The sequence below is a fragment of the Amycolatopsis sp. NPDC051758 genome, from assembly GCF_044453095.1.
In the GTDB taxonomy this organism is placed as follows: domain Bacteria; phylum Actinomycetota; class Actinomycetes; order Mycobacteriales; family Pseudonocardiaceae; genus Amycolatopsis.
In genome coordinates this window covers 1778593-1800892 of record NZ_JBITCJ010000001.1, presented here as the reverse complement: position 1 = coordinate 1800892, position 22300 = coordinate 1778593, and the positions used below count along the sequence as shown (strand labels likewise).

The 22300-nt window shown below is 69.2% G+C and carries 20 protein-coding genes; 11 read left to right on the top strand and 9 right to left on the bottom strand.

The genetic code is table 11. The annotated features are described in order from the left end of the window. Nucleotides 1–3 precede the first annotated feature (3 nt). From gyrA to dnaA, 7 genes are all read right to left on the bottom strand, one after another. Nucleotides 4–2589, bottom strand: a complete 2586-nt coding sequence (gyrA, locus tag ACIA5G_RS09255) for a DNA gyrase subunit A (RefSeq protein WP_395921795.1) — start codon at nt 2587–2589, stop codon at nt 4–6. 51 nt (nt 2590–2640) lie between these two features. Continuing rightward, nucleotides 2641–4608, bottom strand: a complete 1968-nt coding sequence (gene gyrB, locus ACIA5G_RS09250) for a DNA topoisomerase (ATP-hydrolyzing) subunit B (protein WP_395921793.1) — start codon at nt 4606–4608, stop codon at nt 2641–2643. A gap of 197 nt (nt 4609–4805) precedes the next feature. Next, nucleotides 4806–5423: a DciA family protein gene (locus tag ACIA5G_RS09245; protein ID WP_395921979.1), complete on the bottom strand. Its 618-nt coding sequence runs from the start codon at nt 5421–5423 to the stop codon at nt 4806–4808. A 130-nt stretch (nt 5424–5553) separates the two neighbouring features. After that, nucleotides 5554–6708, bottom strand: coding sequence for a DNA replication/repair protein RecF (recF, locus tag ACIA5G_RS09240; protein WP_395921792.1), 1155 nt, complete (start codon nt 6706–6708; stop codon nt 5554–5556). A gap of 10 nt (nt 6709–6718) precedes the next feature. Continuing rightward, nucleotides 6719–7609 (bottom strand): phosphogluconate dehydrogenase (NAD(+)-dependent, decarboxylating), encoded by an 891-nt coding sequence (gene gnd / locus ACIA5G_RS09235; protein WP_395921790.1) that lies wholly within the window; start codon nt 7607–7609, stop codon nt 6719–6721. Nucleotides 7610–7642: 33 nt separating this feature from the next. Beyond that, nucleotides 7643–8776 (bottom strand): DNA polymerase III subunit beta, encoded by a 1134-nt coding sequence (gene dnaN / locus ACIA5G_RS09230; RefSeq protein ID WP_395921789.1) that lies wholly within the window; start codon nt 8774–8776, stop codon nt 7643–7645. An 860-nt stretch (nt 8777–9636) separates the two neighbouring features. Continuing rightward, complete coding sequence (dnaA, locus tag ACIA5G_RS09225; RefSeq protein ID WP_395921788.1) at nt 9637–11247, bottom strand: chromosomal replication initiator protein DnaA; 1611 nt, start codon at nt 11245–11247, stop codon at nt 9637–9639. A 577-nt stretch (nt 11248–11824) separates the two neighbouring features. Between dnaA and rpmH the strand changes: the two genes are divergently transcribed. The 10 genes from rpmH to ACIA5G_RS09175 all read left to right on the top strand — a co-directional run bounded on the left by rpmH (nt 11825) and on the right by ACIA5G_RS09175 (nt 19119). Beyond that, nucleotides 11825–11968 carry a 50S ribosomal protein L34 gene (gene rpmH, locus ACIA5G_RS09220; protein ID WP_091288857.1) on the top strand — a complete coding sequence of 48 codons (144 nt, stop codon included), beginning with the start codon at nt 11825–11827 and terminating at the stop codon, nt 11966–11968. 21 nt (nt 11969–11989) lie between these two features. Next, the gene (gene rnpA, locus ACIA5G_RS09215; RefSeq protein ID WP_395921787.1) at nt 11990–12424 is read left to right on the top strand and encodes a ribonuclease P protein component; all 435 of its coding nucleotides are present in this window, start codon (nt 11990–11992) and stop codon (nt 12422–12424) included. Between the two features lie 5 nt (nt 12425–12429). Beyond that, entirely contained in the window at nt 12430–12756 is a 327-nt protein-coding gene (gene yidD, locus ACIA5G_RS09210; RefSeq protein ID WP_395921977.1) for a membrane protein insertion efficiency factor YidD, read from the top strand. A gap of 5 nt (nt 12757–12761) precedes the next feature. Continuing rightward, complete coding sequence (yidC, locus tag ACIA5G_RS09205; protein WP_395921786.1) at nt 12762–13886, top strand: membrane protein insertase YidC; 1125 nt, start codon at nt 12762–12764, stop codon at nt 13884–13886. A 30-nt stretch (nt 13887–13916) separates the two neighbouring features. After that, nucleotides 13917–14477 (top strand): protein jag, encoded by a 561-nt coding sequence (locus ACIA5G_RS09200; RefSeq protein ID WP_395921784.1) that lies wholly within the window; start codon nt 13917–13919, stop codon nt 14475–14477. 75 nt (nt 14478–14552) lie between these two features. Further along, nucleotides 14553–15089 (top strand): DUF6886 family protein, encoded by a 537-nt coding sequence (locus tag ACIA5G_RS09195; protein WP_395921782.1) that lies wholly within the window; start codon nt 14553–14555, stop codon nt 15087–15089. 646 nt (nt 15090–15735) lie between these two features. Further along, nucleotides 15736–16401, top strand: coding sequence for a 16S rRNA (guanine(527)-N(7))-methyltransferase RsmG (rsmG, locus tag ACIA5G_RS09190; protein ID WP_395921780.1), 666 nt, complete (start codon nt 15736–15738; stop codon nt 16399–16401). Nucleotides 16402–16488: 87 nt separating this feature from the next. Further along, nucleotides 16489–17415 carry a ParA family protein gene (locus ACIA5G_RS09185; RefSeq protein ID WP_395921975.1) on the top strand — a complete coding sequence of 309 codons (927 nt, stop codon included), beginning with the start codon at nt 16489–16491 and terminating at the stop codon, nt 17413–17415. Further along, a complete protein-coding gene (locus ACIA5G_RS09180; RefSeq protein ID WP_395921778.1) occupies nt 17412–18413 on the top strand; it encodes a ParB/RepB/Spo0J family partition protein in 1002 nt (333 codons plus the stop codon). The genes ACIA5G_RS09185 and ACIA5G_RS09180 overlap by 4 nt, the downstream gene beginning before the upstream one ends. A gap of 79 nt (nt 18414–18492) precedes the next feature. Beyond that, nucleotides 18493–19119, top strand: coding sequence for a hypothetical protein (locus ACIA5G_RS09175; protein ID WP_395921776.1), 627 nt, complete (start codon nt 18493–18495; stop codon nt 19117–19119). 1 nt (nt 19120) lies between these two features. On the opposite strand, the gene ACIA5G_RS09170 is transcribed toward ACIA5G_RS09175, so the two are convergent. Beyond that, nucleotides 19121–20065, bottom strand: coding sequence for a D-alanine--D-alanine ligase (locus tag ACIA5G_RS09170; protein WP_395921774.1), 945 nt, complete (start codon nt 20063–20065; stop codon nt 19121–19123). A gap of 28 nt (nt 20066–20093) precedes the next feature. Next, nucleotides 20094–21428, bottom strand: a complete 1335-nt coding sequence (locus ACIA5G_RS09165; protein ID WP_395921773.1) for a PLP-dependent aminotransferase family protein — start codon at nt 21426–21428, stop codon at nt 20094–20096. 213 nt (nt 21429–21641) lie between these two features. Here ACIA5G_RS09165 and ACIA5G_RS09160 point away from each other — a divergent pair, with 213 nt between their 5' ends. Then, nucleotides 21642–22286 carry a GNAT family N-acetyltransferase gene (locus ACIA5G_RS09160; protein WP_323325249.1) on the top strand — a complete coding sequence of 215 codons (645 nt, stop codon included), beginning with the start codon at nt 21642–21644 and terminating at the stop codon, nt 22284–22286. Nucleotides 22287–22300: the final 14 nt, after the last annotated feature.

Below are 22300 nucleotides of genomic sequence, written 5' to 3'. Positions count from 1 at the left end.
GTCTCACTGCTCCGGCGGCGCCGTCGTTTCTTCTGTCGTCTCGGTCACGGTTTCCGACACGGCTTCCACCGTGTTCTCCGCCGTGACGTCGGCTTCCGCGTTGTCGTCACCATTGGCGACGTCCGAGGGCTCGTCCGCGTTGCGTGCGACCGCGAGAAGAGTGGTGCCTTCGCCGAGATTCATCAGCCGGACCCCCTTCGTCTGCCGCCCTGCCTTGCGCACGTCGCCCGCCGGCGTGCGGATCACGCCGCCGCTCGAGGTGATGGCGTAGAGCTCGTCCTCGGCGTCGACGATGAGCGCACCCACCAGCCTGCCACGTTTGCGGTCGTGCTGAATGGTGAGCACACCCTTGCCGCCGCGGCCCTGGACCGGGTAGTCCTCGATCGGCGTCCGCTTGGAGTACCCGCCGTCCGTCGCGACCAGCAGGAACTTGTCGTCCTTGACCACGCTGATGCCGAGCAGCTCGTCACCGTCGTTGAACCGCATGCCGAGCACGCCGGACGTCGGGCGGCCCATCGGGCGCAGTGCCTCGTCGGTCGCGTGGAAGCGGATCGACTGGCCCTCGGCGGACACCAGGAGCAGGTCGTCCTCGGCCGAGGCCAGCACCGCGCCGACCAGCTCGTCACCCTCGCGCAGGTTGATGGCGATGAGGCCGCCGGAGCGGTTCGAGTCGAAGTCGGTGAGCTTCGTCTTCTTCACCAGGCCGCGCTGGGTGGCGAGCACCAGGTACGGCGCGACCTCGTAGTTCTTGATCTGGATGACCTGGGCGATCTGCTCGTCCGGCTGGAACGCCATCAGGTTCGCCACGTGCTGGCCGCGCGCGTTGCGGTTGGCCTCGGGCAGCTCGTACGCCTTCGTCCGGTAGACACGGCCCTTGTTCGTGAAGAACAGCATCCAGTCGTGCGTCGAGCAGACGAAGAAGTGCTGGACGATGTCGTCCTGCTTCAGCGTCGCGCCCTGCACACCCTTGCCGCCGCGCTTCTGCGAGCGGTACAGGTCCGTCTTCGTTCGCTTGGCGTACCCCGTGCGGGTGATCGTGACAACAACGTCCTCGACGGCGATGAGCTCTTCGTCGGTGACGTCGCCACTGAAGCCGATGATCTTCGTGCGCCGGTCGTCGCCGTACTTCTCGACGATCGCCATCAGCTCGTCGCGGATGATCGCGCGCTGGCGTTCCGGCTTCTCGAGGATGTCCTTGAGGTCGGCGATCTCCAGCTCGATCTCGGCCAGCTGGTCGATGATCCGCTGCCGCTCCAGGGCGGCGAGGCGCCGCAGCTGCATGTCGAGGATCGCGGTGGCCTGGATCTCGTCGACGTCCAGCAGCTCCATCAGCGCCGGCCGGGCCTCGTCCGCGGACGGCGACCGCCGGATCAGCGCGATGACCTCGTCGAGCATGTCGAGCGCCTTGACGTACCCACGCAGGATGTGGGCCCGCTCCTCGGCCTTCCTCAGGCGGAACTTGGTCCGCCGGACGATGACCTCGACCTGGTGCTTCACGTAGTGCCGGATGATCTGGTCGAGCCGCAGCGTGCGCGGCACGCCGTCGACCAGCGCCAGCATGTTGACGCCGAAGTTCTGCTGCAGCTGGGTGTGCTTGTAGAGGTTGTTCAGCACGACCTTCGCGACCGCGTCGCGCTTGATCGTGACGACGATCCGCATGCCGGAGCGGCTGTTGGACTCGTCGGCGATGTCGGCGATGCCGGTGAGCTTGCCGTCGCGGACCAGGTTCGCGATGTTCTCGACCAGGTTGTCCGGGTTGACCTGGTAGGGCAGCTCGGACACGACCAGGATCGTGCGGCCCTTCGCGTCCTCTTCGACCTCGACGACCGCGCGCATCCGGACCGAGCCGCGGCCGGTGCGGTAGGCGTCCTCGATGCCGGACGTGCCGAGGATCATCGCCTTGGTCGGGAAGTCCGGGCCCTTGATCCGCACCAGCAGCGCGGCGAGCAGCTCGTCCTCGGTCGCCTCGGGGTTCTCCAGCGCCCAGACGACACCCTCGGAGACCTCGCGCAGGTTGTGCGGCGGGATGTTCGTCGCCATCCCGACCGCGATCCCGGAACCACCGTTGACCAGCAGGTTCGGGAACCGCGCCGGCAGGACGTCGGGCTCCTGCGTGCGGCCGTCGTAGTTGTCGGAGAAGTCGACGGTGTCTTCTTCGATGTCGGCCAGCATCTGCATGGCCAGCGGCGCGAGCCGCGACTCCGTGTACCGCATGGCGGCCGCGGGGTCGTTGCCCGGCGAGCCGAAGTTGCCCTGCCCGTCGATCAGCGGGTACCGCATCGACCACGGCTGGGCGAGCCGGACCAGCGCGTCGTAGATCGCCGAGTCACCGTGCGGGTGGTAGTTGCCCATGACGTCGCCGACGACGCGGGAGCACTTGTTGTACCCGCGGTCCGGCCGGAAGCCGGAGTCGAACATCGAGTACAGCACCCGCCGGTGCACCGGCTTGAGCCCGTCCCGGACGTCCGGCAGGGCGCGCGCCACGATGACGCTCATCGCGTAGTCGATGTAGGAGCGCTGCATCTCCTGCTGGATGTCGACCGGTTCGATCCGGTCGTGGTCCGGAGCCGGCGGCAGAGTTTCCGTCATGAGGTCCTTCTCGAGTGCGGGGGTCCTGGCGGGACGAGATCAGGGGGACGCCTACACGTCCAAGAAGCGCACGTCCTTGGCGTTGCGCGTGATGAACGAGCGGCGGGCCTCGACGTCCTCGCCCATCAGGACCGAGAACAGCTCGTCGGCCTGCGCGGCGTCGTCGAGGGTGACCTGGCCCAGCAGGCGGTTCGCCGGGTCCATCGTGGTCTCCCACAGCTCTTCGGCGTTCATCTCGCCGAGACCCTTGTAGCGCTGGATCGCGTCGTCCTTCGGCAGCCGCTTGCCGGCCTCGACGCCCGCCTGGATGACGGCGTCGCGCTCGCGGTCGGAGTACGCGTACTCCGGTTCCGCCCGCGGCCACTTGATCTTGTACAGCGGCGGCCGCGACAGGAAGACGTGGCCGTGCTCGATGAGCGGGGTCATGAAGCGGAACAGCAGGGTGAGCAGCAGCGTGGTGATGTGCTGGCCGTCGACGTCGGCGTCGGCCATCAGCACGATCTTGTGGTAACGCAGCTTCGTCAGGTCGAACTCGTCGTGGATGCCGGTGCCGAGCGCGGTGATCAGCGACTGGACCTCGGTGTTCTTGAGGACGCGGTCGATGCGGGCCTTCTCGACGTTGATGATCTTGCCGCGGATCGGCAGGATCGCCTGGTACATCGAGTCCCGGCCCTCCTTGGCCGAGCCGCCGGCCGAGTCACCCTCGACGATGTAGAGCTCGCACTCCGCCGGGTTGGTCGAGCGGCAGTCCTTGAGCTTGCCGGGCAGGCCGCCGATCTCCAGCGCGCCCTTGCGGCGGACGAGGTCACGCGCCTTGCGCGCGGCCATCCGCGCCTGGGCCGACGAGATCGACTTGTTGATGATCGTCTTGGCTTCGTTCGGGTTGCGCTCGAACCAGTCCGCCAGCCACTCGTTCGACTGCTGCTGCACGAACGTCTTGGCCTCGCTGTTGCCCAGCTTGGTCTTGGTCTGGCCCTCGAACTGCGGCTCGCCCAGCTTGATCGAGACGATCGCGGCGAGACCCTCGCGCACGTCGTCACCGGTCAGGTTGGTGTCCTTCTCCTTGAGCAGCTTCTTGTCGCGCGCGTAGGTGTTGACGACCCGGGTCAGCGCGGCGCGGAAGCCCTCTTCGTGGGTGCCGCCCTCGTGGGTGTTGATCGTGTTGGCGAACGTGTAGACCGACGGCGTGAAGCCGTTGTTCCACTGCATCGCGACCTCGACCTCGAGGCCGGTGCCCTTGGCGTCGAAGGAGATCACGCTGGGGTGGATCGGGTCCTTGCTGCCGTTGATGTGCTTGACGAAGTCCTCGAGCCCGCCCGGGTAGCAGTAGACCTTTTCCTTGACCCGGGCGACCTTGCCTTCGGCGTCGGCTTCGGTCTCCTCGTCGGCGACGCGCTCGTCGCGCAGGGACAGCGTCAGCCCCTTGTTGAGGAACGCCATCTCCTGGAGGCGGCGCGAGATCGTCTCGAAGTTGTAGGTCGTGGTCTCGAAGATGCTGCCGTCGGCCCAGAACGTCATCGTCGTGCCGGTCTCGGTCGCCGGGCCGAGGTCCTCGAGCGGGCCGGGCAGCTGGTCGGTGTACAGCTGGCGCCAGCTGCGGCCGCCGTACTTGACCTCGGCCAGCAGCCTCGTCGACAGCGCGTTCACCACGGAGATGCCGACGCCGTGCAGGCCGCCGGACACCGCGTAGGAGTCGCTGTCGAACTTGCCGCCCGCGTGCAGCTGGGTGAGCACGACCTCGATGGTCGGCTTGTTCTCCTTGGGGTGCATGTCGACGGGGATGCCGCGGCCGTCGTCGACGACGCGCACCCCGCCGTCGGCGAGGAGGGTAACCTCGACCTTGGTGGCGTACCCGGCCATCGCCTCGTCGACGGAGTTGTCCACGACCTCCTGGACGAGGTGGTGCAAGCCCCGTTCACCGGTGGAACCGATGTACATGCCGGGTCGCTTGCGGACCGCTTCGAGGCCTTCGAGCACCGTGATCGACGACGCGTTGTACTCGCTCTTGTTCTCGGTCACCGGCGTTGATTCTCCTCGTCTCGCCCGAGCGGACGCTCGCTCCTCCTCAGTGTACTTGGCCGTGTCCGCTGGCATGCGGCAAGGACACCCCTGAGCGCGTCACAGACGGACGAAATCGGTCCGAGCCGAGTCTTGACGTATTTCAGTGCGTCTGGATGCGTTCTCGGCGCATTCAACCGAGCATCGCGCAACCCGGGTCAGCCGTACGTGTCACGCGGGCCGCGGCCGGACACGTGCCGGGGTCCCTTCCGCCAGCTCGGGGCCATCGGACCCTGGATCCGCATCCGCTTGACCACGCCGTTCCCGACCCCCGCGGCGATCTTCGCCAGCAGCTTGCCCTGCAGCAACCGGAGCTGGGTGGCCCACGCGGTGGAGCTGGCGCGGACGGTGAGCTCGCCGTCCTTCAGCGCGACCGGCTGGGCGTGTTCGGCGACGTCTTCGCCGACCAGCTTCGCCCACTGGGCGAAGACGCGGGCGGTCGTGACGCTCTCGCTCCAGCCGCGGTCGCTGACCAGCCGCGAGACGAGCCGGCCGAGCGGCTGCGGGTCACGCGGGTCCGCACCCGGCCCTGACCAGCGGCGACGCCGGGGGTTCTGGCCTCCGCCACCGCCGACGGCGCGCCGCCGGTACCCGGGCGAGGTGCCGCGTTCCTTGGCCTTGGCCTTCGCCGCTTCGAGCGCCGCGTGGGCGAGATCCCGGCCGGTGCTCCCGTTCGGAGCAGTGCCGTCTTCACTCTGCGTGCCGGACGTGCCGTTCCCGGGTGGGTTAACCCCCTTGCGGGGGGTGTCAAGCGGCCGTTTCGGCGTTTTGGTCACGCGGGGCGATAACTCGGGCACGGGTTTATCCACACTGTCCACAGGTTTGTCCCCAGATCGGTGGGTAACTGCTGTGTCGGCGGTCACACGGGGTGCTCGACTTGATCTTGCCGACCCCGGTCCGCCCTGCTCAGCCACGCGTGATCTCACCATCCGCCACCACGAACCGGCTCCCGGACAGCTCCCCGGGCACGTCTTCGTCGACCGCGGCGGTCACCAGCACCTGTTCGGCGCTCGCGGCCACCTCGGCCAGCCGGGCCCGGCGCTTGCGGTCCAGCTCGGCGAACACGTCGTCGAGCAGGAGCACCGGCTCGCCCGCCTCCCCGCGCAGCAGCTCGTAACTGCCGAGCCGGAGGGCGAGCGCGAACGACCACGACTCGCCGTGGCTCGCGTAGCCCTTGGCCGGCGCCTCGCCCAGGATCAGCTCCAGCTCGTCCCGGTGCGGGCCGACCAGGCTGATCCCACGCTCCAGCTCGGCCTTGCGGGCCTCGCCGAGCGCCTTCAGTAAGACGTCTTTGAGCACTTCGGGTTGCGCGCGCTCGCCGTCCGGCACACCGTAGGTGGCTGGCAGGGCCTCACCCAGCGAAGACTTGTACGAGATCTTCGCCGGCCGGGAGTCCGGAGCGACGCCCATGTACGCCGAAGCCGCGTACGGCCCGAGGTCCGCGACGAGGTTCAGGCGCGCGGCGAGCAGCTCCGCGCCCGCCACCGACAGGTGGTCGTCCCAGACTTCGAGCGTCGACAGCGCGTACGGGTCTTCGCGACCCGTACGCCGTTTCCCGGCCGTCTTGAGCAGGGCGTTGCGCTGCTTCAGCACCTTCTCGTAGTCCGCCCGGACCCCGGCGTACCGCGGCGCGCGCAGCACCAGCAGCTCGTCGAGGAACCGGCGCCGCTCGCCCGGGTCGCCGCGCACGAGCGCGAGGTCCTCCGGGGAGAACAGCACCGTGCGCAGGATCCCGAGCACGTCCCGCGGCCGGCCGACCGCACCGCGGTTGACCCGGGCGCGGTTGGCGCGGCCGGCGGTGATCTCGAGCTCGACGGTCAGCTCGCGGTCGTCGTTGACCACCGCGACCCGCACCAGCGCGCGCTCGCAGCCGTGCCGGATCAGCGGCGCGTCCGTCGCGACGCGGTGCGAGCCCAGCGTAGCGACGTACCCGATCGCCTCCAGCAGGTTGGTCTTGCCGCGACCGTTCTGGCCGACCAGCACGGTCGGCCCGGGTTCGAGGGCGAGATCGGCCTGTGGCCAGGAGCGGAAGTCGGTGACCTGCAGGTGTCGCAGATACACCAGGAGCTCCTTACCCGCCGGCCTTCTTCACCGCGTGCCCGCCGAACTGGTTGCGCAGCGCGGCGACGGCGCGCATCGCGGCCGAGTGCTCCTGGCGCGAAGCGAACCGCGCGAACAGCGCGGCCGAGATGACCGGCGCCGGCACCGCGTTGTTGATCGCCTCTTCCAGCGTCCAACGGCCTTCGCCGGAATCCTCGACGTAACCCTCGAGGTCGTCCAGGTCCGGGTCCTCGTCGAGCGCGCGCACGAGCAGGTCGAGCAGCCAGGACCGGACGACGGTGCCACGCTGCCAGCCCTTGATCACCGCGGGCACGTCGTTGACGACCTTCGCGGCCTCGAGCAGCTCGAAGCCCTCGGCGAAGGCCTGCATCATGCCGTACTCGATGCCGTTGTGGATCATCTTCGCGTAGTGACCCGCGCCGACGTCGCCCGCGTGCGAGAAGCCTTCTTCGCGCGGGCCTTCCGGACGCAGCGCGTCGAAGATCGGCATCGCCCGCTCGACGTCGGCGGCCGAGCCGCCGACCATCAGGCCGTAGCCGTTTTCCTTGCCCCACACGCCACCGGACACACCGCAGTCGGCGTAACCGATGTTCTTCGCGGCGAGCAGGTCGGCGTTCAGCTTGTCGTCGGTGTACTTCGAGTTGCCGCCGTCGATGACCATGTCACCTTCGGCGAGCAGGTTGCCCAGCTCGGTGATGGTCTGCCGGGTCGGGTCGCCGGCGGGGACCATGATCCAGACGATCCGCGGCGCGTCCAGTTTGGACACCAGGTCCTCGAGCGACGTCGTGTCGCTGACGTCCGGGTTGCGGTCGTAGCCGACCACTTCGTGACCGGCCGCGCGCAGCCGCTCACGCATGTTGAAGCCCATCTTGCCCAGGCCGATCAGACCCAGCTGAACCATGAGATCCCCTTACGTGCTAACAAGAATTGCGGGTCAGCCCGGGAGGCGGACCGGCATCAGGAGGTAGAGGTAGCCGGGGACGACGTTGCCCTCGGGGTCGGCGGGCTTGATCAGCGCGGGCCGGTTCGGCGTGGTGAACGTCAGCTCCGCCCGGTCGCTGTGGAGCGCGCCGAGGCCGTCGACGAGGTAACCCGGGTTGAACGCGATCGTCACCGGCTCACCTTCGTACTCGACCTGAAGTTCCTCTTCGGCGCTTCCCTCGTCATCGCCGCCGGCGGACAACCGCAACGTGTTGTCCCCGAACTCCAGTCGTACCTGAGTCCCCCGCTCCGCCACCAGCGAAACGCGCTTGATGGACTCGGTGAGAGCGGACACGTCGATGACCGCGCGTGAGGTGTGAGACGCGGGCAGCAACTGCCGGTACGGCGGGAACTCCGCGTCGAGCAGGCGGGTCGTCGTGTAGCGGCCGGAGCCGGACAGGCCGAGCAGGCCTTCGCCGCTGGCGAGCGCGAGCCGGATCGTGGCGCCGCTCGCGCCGAGCGTCTTGGCTGCCTCGGCGAGGGTGCGCGCCGGGACGAGCACCGCGGCGTCGGCCAGGCCCTCGGCGGGCTGCCAGGTGAACTCGCGCATGGCGAGCCGGAACCGGTCGGTCGCGACGAGGGTCAGCGCGCTGCCGGAGATCTCCAGCCGCATGCCGGTGAGCATCGGGAGCGTGTCGTCCTTGCCCGCGGCGACGACGACCTGGGTGACGGCCTGGCCGAACGCGTCGCCGGCGAGCTCGCCCGCGAAGGCGGGCTGGGCCGGCAGCTGCGGGTAGTCCTCGACCGGCATGGTCGGCAGGGAGAAGCGCGCGCTGCCGCACGTGATGGTGGCGCGGGAGCCGTCGACGGAGATCTCGACCGGCTGCGCGGGCAGCGCCTTGGTGATGTCGGCCAGGAGCCGGCCGGACACCAGGAGGCGGCCGCCGTCGGCGATCGTCGCCGGGACGCCGACCGTGGCGGAAACCTCGTAGTCGAAGCCCGAGACGGTCAGCGCGTCGGTTTCGCCGTCGGAACCGGCGTCGAGGAGGACACCGCCCAGCACCGGTACCGGCGGCCGGGAGGGGAGGCTTCTGGCCACCCACGCGACGGCGTCGGCGAGCCCGTCACGCTCGACGCGGATCTTCATGCGCGCATCCTTTCGACGACCGAGCCGGGGATCGGCTCGGGCCAGGCCTCGTTCTGGCTGGGCAGTGACCGGCTGCCTCGTCCGGCCGGTCCGCCCTCCGCGTGAGCTGCCGGAGCACGGACCAGGTGCAGGCATCCACGTTAGGCCGTGGCAGGGGGTGCCGTCACCTCGGCCTCCCCTTGACTTTGTCGACTTGACGACACGATCTCGCGGTTGTCCCCAACTTCGTCCTTCGCCTGTTTTTGTTTTGTTCTCTCTTAGAAAAGATCTAAAAGGCAGTAGCAGTAGTAGGTGTTGTGGATTGTGTGGATTGAGCTCGTTCGCGCAGGTCGGAGCACTCGCGGGCGTGTGGAGAACCCTGGTGGTGAAGCTGTGGGCAACTCGGGCCGTCCGTGGATGGTTTCGGGCCACCCCCGATTCGTCCACAGGGAGGCCCAGTTGTCCCCACGGTTGTCCCCAGGTGTGGGGCGATCTGTACCCAGGTTCGGCGGGCGTCCGGAGCGGTCCGGTTCGCCCTTCCGGGTGATCGGTCCCGGCTGTGCACAGAATGTGGGCAACCTGTGGAATCAGCGTGGACAAGGGTGTGGATTCCCTGTGGATCGCCTGTGGGCGGGGTGTGGAGCAATTCCGTGTCGTCGCTGATGGGAGATCCGTTGGCACTGTGGGCAAACTGCCCACACCATGGGGAAACTTCCTTGTGTACAAACAATTTTCGCGACTTTGCGAAGCGTGCGTACGCGGCTTCGCTGCTTCGCCGGCGTACGCGGGCTACGCGGTCCTACCTGGACACGCAAAAACGGCTTCGGGGCATCCATCCGATGTGGACGCCCCGAAGCCGTTGAGAGATAAGGGAAGGAGTACTACTGGCGGGCGCGCTGCTTGATGCGCGACGTCAGCTCCTGCACCTGGTCGTAGATGCGCCGGCGCTCGGCCATCTCCTTGCGGATCTTCTTGTCCGCGTGCATGACGGTCGTGTGGTCGCGGCCGCCGAACGTCTGCCCGATCTTCGGCAGCGACATGTCGGTCAGCTCGCGGCAGAGGTACATGGCGATCTGGCGGGACGTGGCGAGCGCTTTCGTCTTGCCGGGGCCGCACAGGTCGTCGAGCGTGACGTCGAAGAACTCGGAGATGACGCCCATGATCGTGGGCGCGGTGATCTCCGGGGCGTGCGAGTCGGGGATGAGGTCCCGCAGCACGATCTCCGCCAGCGCGGCGTCCACCGGCTGCTGGTTCAGCGACGCGAACGCGGTGACGCGGATGAGCGCGCCCTCGAGCTCCCGGATGTTCGCCTCGACGCGCGAGGCGATGAACTCCAGGACGTCGCCCGGCACCGCCAGCCTGTCCTGCGCCGCCTTCTTGCGGAGGATCGCGATGCGCGTCTCGAGCTCGGGCGGCTGGATGTCGGTGATCAGGCCCCACTCGAACCGCGTCCGCAGCCGGTCTTCCAGCGTCTCGAGGCGCTTCGGCGGGCGGTCGGAGCTGACGACGATCTGCTTGTTCGCGTTGTGGAGGGTGTTGAAGGTGTGGAAGAACTCTTCCTGCGTACCTTCTTTGCCTTCCAGGAACTGGATGTCGTCGACGAGCAGGATGTCTATGTCGCGGTAGCGCCGCTGGAACGCGACCTTGCGGTCGTCGCGCAGCGAGTTGATGAAGTCGTTCGTGAACTCTTCGGTCGAGACGTACCGCACGCGCATGCCGGGGAAGAGGCGCTGCGCGTAGTGCCCGACGGCGTGCAGCAGGTGCGTCTTGCCGAGCCCGGACTCGCCCCAGATGAAAAGCGGGTTGTACGCGCGGGCCGGCGCTTCGGCGACGGCGACCGCGGCCGCGTGCGCGAAGCGGTTGGACGCGCCGATGACGAACGTGTCGAAGGTGTACTTCTCGTTCAGTTTCGTCTTCGACGTCTGCGGCTGTGCCGGCGCGGTGTACGGCTGGCCGGCGATCGGCTGCCCGGAGAACGTCGGCCAGATCTCGTGGACGGCGGCGAGCGCTTCGCCCTCTTCGTCGACTTCCTCGTCCGTGTCGTCACCGTCGTCGGGCTTCGGCGCGAGGGACTGGTGCGGCGGCAGCGGCGGCGCGGGCTCGGGGCGCGGCGGCGGCATCATCGGCGCGCCGTTGGCCGGCAGCGGCGGCGCGGGTTCGGGGATCGCGCCGTTTTCCACTCGGCCGGGTGACGGCGCGTAACGCGGCACGGCGACGGGTGCAACGGCTTCGGCGCTGTCGACCTTCACCGCGAGCGAGATGGCGCGGCCGAGCCGCCGGGAAAGCGCGTCGGTGATCGCGCCGCGCAAACCGCGTTCGATCGCTTCCTTCGCGAAGTCACTGGGGGCTGCGAGGAGTGCGGTGCCGTCGAGCAGGCCGATCGGACGGGTCACCCGCATCCAGGCGCGCTGCTGGGGGGACAGGGTCCCGTCGGACAGTTCGCGTACCACCTGTTCCCAGATGACACCCAGATTGTGCTGGTGATCCGACACCTGTCTGGCTCCCCTCCCCTCGTACGGTGTGGACGCACCGAACGTCCCCGGTCACGCGGTCCGGCTCCCCGGCGGACCCGCGTGCTCATCGGCACAGCGAATATCCACATAGTTGTCCACAGCTGTGCACTAATGTACGGCGACCCGCGGCGACGCCACCTGCGGGCTCGTCGTACGCCGGTGGGCACTCCACCACCCGGATACTCGTGCACCTCGACCGGTGACCCGAGAGAGGCACGCTAACAAGCCCTGCTCGCTGCCACAAGGCGTCCTGGGTCGCAAGCATTTCACGGTGTACGGCGTGTTGCCATTCGGTGCCACGGCGTTGATGATCTCGCCGGATCCGGGTGGTCGCGGACGGTGGCCGAGGGGGTGCTTACCGGCGGCCCGACGGGGGTGCGTACCCTCGTAAGGTCTCCCGTATGCGACGGGTGTGTTTTGCGCGCCCACGTTGTCGTCGCTCGCCGTGACGAGGCCACACGTTGGTAGGAGACACCAGAGACTGCCGTGCGCCCGCACGACACGCCAGGCGACGGGGACCCGGTTCCCGCGTCCGACGCGACACACAGGAGAAGCAGTGAGCAAGGGTAAGCGCACCTTCCAGCCGAACAACCGCCGCCGCGCGAAGACCCACGGGTTCCGCCTGCGCATGCGGACCCGCGCCGGCCGGGCCATCCTGGCGGCCCGCCGTCGCAAGGGCCGCGAAGCGCTGTCCGCCTGATCCGGCTCGTCGGGGCGCGCCGTGCTGCCTGCTGCCGCACGTCTGCGGCGCAGTGAGGATTTCCGCGTGGTTCTCCGTCGCGGATCCAGGGCAGGCAGGCGCCGCCTCGTCGTCCACGCGCTGACCACGGACCCGTCCGGGGTCGCCGGCACTTCGTCGGCGACCCGGGCGGGTTTTGTGGTGAGCAAGGCCGTCGGGAACTCGGTGGTCCGCCACCGCGTCGCCCGGCGGCTGCGTCATCTCGTTTCGGCCCGGCTCGGAACACTGCCCGCCGGCACTTCGTTGGTCGTACGGGCATTGCCACCGGCGGCGACCGCGTCCAGCGCCGATCTCGGGTCCGACCTCGACGGCGCACTGCGCCGGCTGGGGCTGCTGTCGTCGCGCCGTCCGGCCGGGGATGTCCCCCGCCCGACGCGTCCCGCGGACGCGGCCCCCGACCACGGATCAGCGGTGTGACCGGCATGCGAGCCACCCCCGAGCACGTGCACGACGAGCACGACCACAACGACGCCGAGCCCCGGCCGGGTCCGGTCGCGTGGGTCCTGCTGCTCCCCATCAAGCTCTACCGCAAGGCGATTTCGCCCTTCCTTCCGCCGGCCTGCCGGTTCTACCCGAGCTGCAGCGCGTACGCAGTCGAAGCCCTCACCCGGCACGGCGCCGGCCGCGGCTCCTACCTCGCGTTGCGCCGGCTGCTGCGCTGCGGCCCGTGGACGCCCCCCGGCCGTGACCCGGTACCCGAGACGTTCTCGTGGCGCCACCGCAGACCTGAAACACCGATCGAGGAGTAGCAGCAGTGCTCGATTTCATCTACTACCCCGTGTCCTTCATCCTCTGGTGTTGGCACAAGGTCTTCGGGTTCGTCTTCGGGGAGTCGACGGCGATCGCCTGGATCCTCGGCATCATCTTCCTGACGTTCACGGTCCGCGGCATCATGTTCAAGCCGTTCGTGAACCAGGTCCGGTCGATGAAGAAGATGCAGGACTTCGCGCCGGAGATGAAGAAGCTCCAGAAGAAGTACGCGAACGACAAGCAGCGCCAGGCGCAGGAGATGCAGAAGCTCCAGCGCGAGCACGGCGTCAACCCGCTGGGCAGCTGCCTGCCGATGCTGCTCCAGATCCCGGTCTTCATCGGCCTGAACCACGTCCTGCGCGCGTTCACGATGCCGCCGCCCGGTGGCGGCGTGAAGACCGAGAACTACTTCTTCACCCAGCACGACGTCGAGTCCTACGTCAACGCGAAGCTGTTCGGGGTCAACCTCGGCGAGGCCGTCTACAACGGTGTCGGCGTCGTCAGCGGCGGTGCGGCGAACGTCGGCTTCCAGTGGGGCGTCCTCCCGGTCGCGCTGCCCCTGATGATCGTCGCTTCGATCGCGACGCACCTCACCGCACGGCACTCGGTGGCCCGCCAGAACGCCGCGTCGGCCACCCCGCAGACCGCGATCATGAACAAGCTGACGATGTACATCTTCCCGCTCGGTGTCCTCGTCTTCGGTGCGCTGTTCCCGCTCGGCCTCCTCTTCTACTGGCTGGCGAACAACGGCTGGACCCTGATGCAGCAGCGGCTCGTCTACACGAAGATCGACAAGGAAGAGGCGGCCCGCAAGGCGGAAGCCGCGGAGAAGCGCGCGTCGCTCGGCCCGAAGCCGGGTCAGAAGCCGACCGCGCCGAAGGTCGGGCAGAAGCCGGTCCAGCAGAAGAAGAACCAGTCCGCGCAGGGTGGCTCGCAGAAGAAGGTCACCAAGGCGGGCTCAGCCCACGGCTTCGCGCAGACCACCCCCGCCGAGGCTGCCGCCAAGGCCGCGGAGGACGCCAAGGCCGCGGCCGGAACCAACGGCCAGAACGGCTCACCGGAGAACGGCACGGGAGTGCCCGGGCTCCTCAAGGACTCGACCAGGAAGTCGGGCCGGAAGCGCCGCTGAGGCGCGACCGGTTCGGAGAGGAGACGAATGATGTCGGAGACGATCGACACGATCGACGCCGATCAGGACGACGCGACCCCGGGTACGACCACCGAAGAAGCGGGCGAACAGAAGGCGGGAGGTGGCGACGACGTCCTCGTCCAGGAGGGCGACATCGCCGGCGACTACCTCGAGCGGCTGCTGGACCTGCTCGACTACGACGGCGACATCGACCTGGACGTCGAAGCGGGCCGCGCGATCGTGAGCATCGACGGCGGCGAGGACCTCGAGAAGCTCGTCGGCCCGCGCGGCACGGTGCTCGAGGCGCTGCAGGAGCTGACCCGCCTGGCGGTCCAGCAGGAGACGGGCTCCCGCAGCCGGCTGATGCTGGACATCGCGGGCTGGCGTTCGGACCGTCGCGAGGAGCTGCGCGAGCTCGGCCGCTCGACCGCGGAGTCGGTCCTCTCGAGCGGCGAGCGGGTGCGGCTGCAGCCGATGAGCCCGTTCGAGCGCAAGGTGGTCCACGACGCGGTGGCGACGGTCTCGGGTGTCACGAGCGAGAGCGAGGGCGAGGACCCGAAGCGGCGCGTGGTGATCTTCCCGGAGTCCTGAGCTTCGGTGCTCGTGGAGCGGCCCCATCCGACTGGTTCGGGTGGGGCCGCTTCTTTGTGTGCTAGTTGTGGGCGCATGCGCCCGGCGCCCGGAGAGGTCCTGCACTTCTCGGAAGACTCGACGATCACCCGCTTCGAGCCCCACGTCGCGGCGACGGCTCAGCAGCCGGAGGCGTACGTCTGGGCGGTGGGTGCGGAGCGCGCGCCGGACTACTGGTTCCCGCGCCAGTGCCCGCGGGCGATGGCATGGACGGTCCCGGGGACGACCGAGGCGGACCGGTCGTGGCTCGGTGACTCCCGGGTGCACGCGATCGAGTACGGCTGGCTCGCGGTGATGCAGTCGGTGCGGCTGTACGCGTACCGGTTCTCGGCGGCGTCGTTCCGGTCGTTCGGGGAGCACGCTCACGCGGTTGTGGCGACGTCGCCGGTTTCGCCGCTCGGGCCGCCGGAGCCGGTTGGGGATCTGCTGGCGCTTCACGACGAGGCGGGGATACAGCTGCGGGTGGTGTCGAACCTGTGGGGGTTCGTTGATGCGGCGGCGGGGAGCTCGCTCGGGTTCAGCGGGATCCGGTTGCGGAACGCTCGGCCGCGGGTGGGCGAATTACAGGCGTGAGGTTTCACGTGGAACGTGGGTCGGCGGGTGAGGCGGTGGGCCGGTCGGCTGAGGGGTGATTCGTGGCGCGTGGGGGCGGGCTAGAAGGTGGCCGACGGACTGGTCGCGACTCCCTGCCGCTCGCCGGGCGGATCGGGTGGCACTGGAGAAGGTGACCGTTCATCGCGGTGAGCCGGTTCGGTCGATCGGCGACGCTGTGTCCCGCAGACCGCACCGATGCGGAGCGCCGGGCACGTTGGCGCGCGACCAACTCGGTCCGCCGGAGCCGATCTGGCTCGGCGGCGACTGGGCGAATTACACCGGTGAGGTTTCACGTGGAACGTGCGCTGGGTCGTCCGGCTTCGTCGGCGGTCCGGAGGTTGGTGGGTGCGCACGAGGAGGCGGGCGGTCGCAGCTCGGCTCTCGACGGCGACGTGGGAACCCACTGCCGGGTCGGTCGCCTCGACTCGAACCCGGCGGCAGCTTGTCTCGGCGTCCCCCGCAGCGGCGATGTTTCACGTGGAACTGGCGCCCCACCCTCCCGGGCGTGCGCTGGCTGAGTGGAGTTGTCCACATCTGCGGTCTGTCGGCTCGTTTTCACCTCAACATCGGGGACAATCGACGGAGCGCGGTTTCACGTGAAACCGGCGGACGAGGAGTAGACGGAGTGAGCTTGGAGCAAGCCGCGGTGCGGGAGGCGGCGGAGCGGGTGTTCGGGGCCCACCTGGACCAAGCCGTTGGGTACGTCGAACTCCTGGAGCGTCACGGTGTCGAGCGTGGGCTGATCGGGCCGCGGGAGGTCGAGCGGCTGTGGGAGCGGCACGTGCTCAACTCGGCGGTGATCGGCGAGCAGATGCCCGAGGGGGCTCGGGTCGTCGACGTCGGGTCGGGGGCGGGGCTTCCGGGAGTACCGCTCGCGATCGCGCGACCGGACCTCGATATCGTCTTGCTCGAACCGATGGCCCGCCGGGTGGACTGGCTGGCCGAGGTGGCCGAGAAGCTGGAACTCCCGATCACCATCGTCCGTGGACGCGCGGAGGAGCGGCCTGTACGTGAGCAGCACGGTGGCGCCGACATCGTCACCGCTCGCGCGGTCGCCCCGCTCGCCCGGCTCGCGGACTGGTGCCTGCCGCTGGTCCGTCCCGATGGTTTCCTGGTTGCCCTCAAGGGCGCCAGCGCTGCGGACGAGATCGAGCGGGACGGCGCCGCCATCGAGAAGGCCGGCGGGGCCGCCCCGCTGATCGTCGAGTGCGGTTCGGACGTACTAGAGGTCCCCAGCACGGTTGTGAAGGTCCGTCGCCTGCCGCCGAAGGCACGGAGCAGGAAGCGCTAGAGCTGACACACGGGCCGCGGTGTTCCACGTGAAACGACGCGACTCGACCACCGACCAGACTTCTACATGGAGGAGGTGTCGAGACAGGTGAATCCCCCGCCGTCCGACTCCACGGAGACCACGCCCGACGTGGGCTGGACCCCGATCGCCGAAGAAGCCACCCGCGCCGCGCGTCTGCTGCACCCGGAGGAGGGGACGCTCCCCCGCCCCGGCCGCCGTCGTGTGCTGACCGTCGCCAACCAGAAGGGCGGCGTCGGCAAGACCACGAGCACGGTCAACCTCGCCGCCGCGCTCGCCGTCCACGGGCTCAAGACGCTCGTGGTCGACCTCGACCCGCAGGGCAACGCGAGCACCGCGCTCGACGTCGACCACCGGTCCGGGACGCCGTCCATCTACGAGGTGCTCATCGGCGAGGTGACGCTCGCGGACGCGGCCCAGCCGACCGAGCAGTCCCCGAACCTCTTCTGCGTTCCCGCGACGATCGACCTCGCCGGCGCCGAGATCGAGCTCGTCTCGATGGCGTCGCGGGAGTCGCGGCTCAAGGAGGCCATCTCCGCGGAGATCCTCAACGAGATCGGCGTCGACTACGTCTTCATCGACTGCCCGCCGTCGCTGGGCCTCCTCACGGTCAACGCGATGGTCGCCGCGCAGGAGGTGCTCATCCCCATCCAGTGCGAGTACTACGCACTCGAAGGTCTCGGGCAGCTGCTGAGCAACATCGAGCTGGTGCAGCAGCACCTCAACCGCGAGCTCCGCGTCTCCACGATCCTCCTCACCATGTACGACGGCCGGACCAAGCTGGCCGACCAGGTGACGAACGAGGTGCGGAACCACTTCGGCGACACGGTCCTCAAGACCGTCATCCCCCGCAGCGTGAAGGTGTCCGAGGCGCCCGGGTACGGCCAGACCGTGCTTGCCTACGACCCCGGCTCGCGTGGTGCGATGAGCTACGTCGACGCGGCCAAGGAGATCGCCGAGCGCGGCGCACAGATGGAGAAGGGTAGTTCCACATGACCGAACGCAGAGGAGGGCTGGGGCGCGGACTCGCCGCCCTCATCCCGACGGGACCGGCGGGCGGCGGCGCGCTGCCGACGCCCGCCGACGGCGCTGCGGCGGACCAGAAGGCGGCCGAGGAAAAGGGCTGGTTCGCGGCCAACGGTCAGGCGAAGCAGCACAGTGGCGAGGTCGCCGGCGCGGTCTACCGCGAGATCCCGGTCGGCTCGATCAGGCCCAACCCGAAGCAGCCGCGCCTGTCCTTCGACGAGGAGGCGCTCGCCGAGCTCGAGCACTCGATCCGCGAGTTCGGGCTCATGCAGCCCATCGTGGTCCGCGAGCTCGGCAACGACGAGTACGAGCTCGTCATGGGCGAGCGGCGGCTGCGCGCGTCGCAGCAGGCGGAGCTCGAGGCGATCCCGGCGATCGTCCGGCAGACCGCCGACGAGTCGATGCTGCGCGACGCGCTCCTGGAGAACATCCACCGCGTCCAGCTGAACCCGCTCGAAGAGGCGGCGGCATACCAGCAGCTGCTCGACGAGTTCGCGGTCACGCACGAGGAGCTGGCGAGCCGGATCGGCCGCAGCCGGCCGGTCATCACCAACACCATCCGGCTCCTCAAGCTCCCCCTGCCGGTGCAGCGCCGGGTCGCCGCGGGTGTCCTGTCCGCCGGGCACGCGCGCGCGTTGCTCTCGCTGGAGGACGCCGACAGCCAAGAAGAGCTCGCCGCCCGCATCATCGCGGAGGGCATGTCGGTCCGGGCGACCGAGGAAGCCGTCACGCTCAAGAAGAGCGAGAAGCCGGCCAAGCCGAAGCCCGCGCCGCGCAAGCCGATCCAGGCACCCGGGTTGCAAGAGCTCGCGAACCGCCTCTCGGACCGGTTCGACACCCGGGTGAAGGTCGACCTCGGCCGCCGCAAGGGCCGGATCACGCTCGAGTTCGGCTCGGTGGACGACCTCGAGCGAATCGTTGCGATCATCGATGCGAATGGGGCAAATCAGACACCGAATTCCGACTAGGGATCACCCCAGGGTGTTTCGTCACGGTGATGATTGCTGAGTGGTGACACCGCCGCGACACAGAGCAACGGGGGGACGCGTGTGGGATCCGACCGGAACGATCGGCCGCGCGCTCTGGATCGGGGGTGGGCAGTGGGCCGGCAAGTCGACGGTTTCCCGGCTGCTCGCCGTCCGGCACGGACTGACGGCGTACCACTACGACTACCACGACGCGCGCGGCCACTTCGATCGGCGGCTCGCGCGGGGTGAACACGTCGAGCGTGATCCGGAGCAGAACTGGGTCCGACGCACGCCGGAGAAGATGGCGGCCGACGCTCGCGAGATCTTCGCGCTCCGGTTCGAGTGGACGCTCGACGATCTGCGCGCACTCGACTCCGCGCGGCCGCTCATCGCCGAGGGGTGGGGGCTGCGCCCGGAGCTGGTCGTGCCGCTGCTCGACTCACCGCGCCGGATGATCGTCATGGTGCCGACCGACGAGTTCCGGCTGCACCAGGCGGCCACGCTCCCCCGCGCCGGCTCGGTCAGCCGCAAAGTCAGCGATCCGGAACTCGCGCAGCAAAACCGGATCGCGCGCGATCGGCTGCTCGCGCAGGACGCCGTCGCCAGAGCACAAGAACTCGGCGTCCGGGTGCTGGCGATCGACGGCTCCCGGAAAACAGAAGAAGTGGCCGACCAGGTGGCCGACCACTTCAGTCCGTACCTCTGACTCAGCGGGTGATCGCGCGCCCGATCAGCTCGGCGAACACCGTGCCGAGCGACTTGCCCGCCGCTTCGATGGCCATCGGCACCGTCGACGTCTCGGTGAGGCCCGGCGACGGGTTCACCTCGAGGAAGTGCACGGTGCCGTCTGCGGCGACGATCGCGTCGGTCCGCGAGATGTCCCGAAGCCCGAGGACGCGGTGGACGGCGACGGCGAGTTCGGCCGCCGCCTTGGCCGCGGCGTCGTCGAGCCGGGCCGGGGTGAAGAAGTCGGTCAAGCCGGCGGTGTAGCGGGCCGTGTAGTCGTACACACCGCTCTCCGGCACGATCTCGACCGCGGGCAGGGCCTCGGGTCCGTCCGCGCCCTCGATGACCGTCACGGCCACCTCGACGCCGTCCACGAAGCGCTCGGCTAGAACCGTGTCGCCGTAAGCAAAACAGCCGACCATCGCCGCGGGCAGCTCCGCCGCTTCGCGCACCACCTGGGTGCCGAGCGCCGAACCGCCCTGGTCCGGCTTGAGGATCAGCGGCAGGCCGAGGCGTTCGACCATCGCGTCCAGCACCGCCTGGGCGCCGAGCTCGCGGAACGTGCTGTGCGGCAGCACCACCCAGTCCGGCGTCACGAACCCGGCGTTCTCCAGCAGCGCCTTGGCCGTCGGCTTGTCCCACGCGCGGCGGCAGCCCTGGGAGCCGGTGCCGACGAACGGCACCTCCAGCATCTCCAGCACCGTCTGCACCGAGCCGTTTTCCCCTTCGCCGCCGTGCAGGGCGACCACCACGGCGTCCGGCCGCTGCGTGCGCAGGCGCTCCAGCAGCCCGGCGTCGGTGTCCCACTCCTCGATGCCGAGGCCTTCGGACTTCAGCGCCGCGGAGAGCCGTCGCCCGGACCTCAGCGAGACGTCGCGTTCGTGCGAGAGCCCGCCGGCGAGCACGGCAACGGTACGGTCGACCACCGTGGAAACTCCTTAGCTGGATTAAAACTCAGACCGTGTCCGGTGAGGGATTCTGCGGCCCTTGGATCTGGCGCGAGCCCACGTTACCGAAGGTGCGGGCCAGGTCCATTTCGGACTCCAGCACCGCGGCCAGCCGCCGGACGCCCTCACGGATCCGCTCCGGTGTCGGGTAGCAGTAGGACAGCCGCATCTGGCGGCTGCCGAAACCGTCGGCGTAGAAGCCGGTTCCGGATGCGTACGCCACCCGCGCGGTCACCGCGCGCGGCAGCATCGCCTTGGTGTCGACCCCTTCGGGCACCGTCACCCAGACGTAGAAACCGCCGTCCGGCTTGGTCCAGGAGCAGCCCGGGGGCAGGTACTGGTCGAGCGCGGACAGCATCGCGTCGCGGCGCTCGCGGTAGTTCTCCCGGAACTTCTTGATCTGGCCCTTCCAGTCGTGCGTGGCCAGGTAGCGCGACACGATCATCTGGTTGAACGTCGGCGGGCAGAGCGTTGCCGACTCCGCGGCCAGCACGAGCTTCTCGCGCACGGCGTGCGGCGCGAGCACCCAGCCGACACGCAGGCCCGAGGCGAACGTCTTGGAGAACGAGCCGAGGTACACGACGTTGTCGGGGTCCGTCGAGCGCAGCGCCGGGTAGGTCTGCCCGTCGAACCCGAGCATCCCGTACGGGTTGTCTTCGACCACCAGGACGCCGTGCTCGCGGCAGATCTCGAGGATCTCCGCGCGGCGCTCCACGGCCAGCGTGACGCCGGCGGGGTTGTGGAAGTTCGGGATCGTGTAGAGGAACTTGACGCGCTTGCCGGCCTTCTCCGCCTGGCGGAGCGCCTCGCGCAGGGTTTCGGGCACCAGGCCCTGGTCGTCCATCGCCACGTGCACGACCTGCGCCTGGTACGCGGCGAACGAGCCCAGCGCGCCGACGTACGAGGGGCCTTCGGCGATCACGACGTCACCCGGGTCGCAGAACAGCCGGGTGACCATGTCCAGGCCCATCTGGGAGCCGACGGTCACCACGACGTCGTCCGGGTGCGCCTTGATGCCCTCCAGCGCCATGATTTCGCAGATCTGCTCGCGCAGCACCGGGACGCCGTGCGCCGAGCCGTACTGCAGGGCGACCAGCCCGTCTTCGGCGATGATCTCCGCCACCTGCGCCGAGAGCGTGTCGAGCGGGAGCGCCGCCAGGTTCGGCATGCCGCCGGCCAGCGAGACCACCTCGGGCCGGCTGGCCACCGCGAACAGCGCCCGGATCTCGGAGGCGGTCATCCCGGCGGTGCGCGCGGCATACCGCTCGAGGTGCGGGTCGAGGTTCTGACGGCCACTGCTCGGTCGGCCACTGTGCGGCTTGCTGGGGCGGTTCTCGGTCATCGACGATTCACCCGGGGCTCGGTGGACACGGTCACTCCCGCGGGAGCTGATGGATCCCATCGAGTGTAACCGGGCACCCATCCAGGCCCCCTGACCTTTCGGTGCTTGTCACATCGGCCTACCATCGTTCATGGCTCCCGTGTTCGTGCTGTGGTTCCGCGCGGCTTGACGGCCGGGCAGCCCGTCGGGAGCAGCAGGTCAGGGAGGTCGCGGGTGTCACGTCGCGTCGTGGGCGTCACACTGGACAACCTCGAGCATCTGCCGAAGAGCTGTCGCAGGTGCGTGTACTGGGAGCTGGCCCCGCACCTGAAGAACCAGGCCGAGGAGTTCGGCGCCACCGAGGTCGAAAAGGAAGCCTGGGTCTCCAGCGTCCTGCTCGAGTGGGGTTCCTGCGGCCGCATCGTCTACAGCGACACGCTGCCGGTCGGGTTCGTGCTGTACGCCCCGCCGAACGCCGTCCCGCGGTCGCTGGCCTTCCCGACGTCCCCGCCGAGTGCGGACGCGGTGCTGCTGACGGCGTTCCAGGTGCTCCCCGAGTTCCGCGGTGGCGGGCTCGGCCGGATGCTCGTCCAGGCCGTCGCGAAGGACCTCACGAAGCGAGGCGTCCGCGCGATCGAGGCGTTCGGCGACGCGCGTCCCGACGAGTCGGACCCGGACGGCGGCCACAGCTGCGTGCTGCCGGCGGCGTTCCTCCAGAGCGTCGGGTTCAAGACGGTCCGCCCGCACCAGAAGTGGCCGCGCCTGCGCCTCGAGCTGCGCTCGGCGATCACCTGGAAGGAAGACGTCGAAGCGGCGCTGGAGCGGCTGCTCGGCCAGGTGACGATCACCACGGCCGAGCCGAGCCTCGGTCGCGCCTGACCGTTTCCCGAACC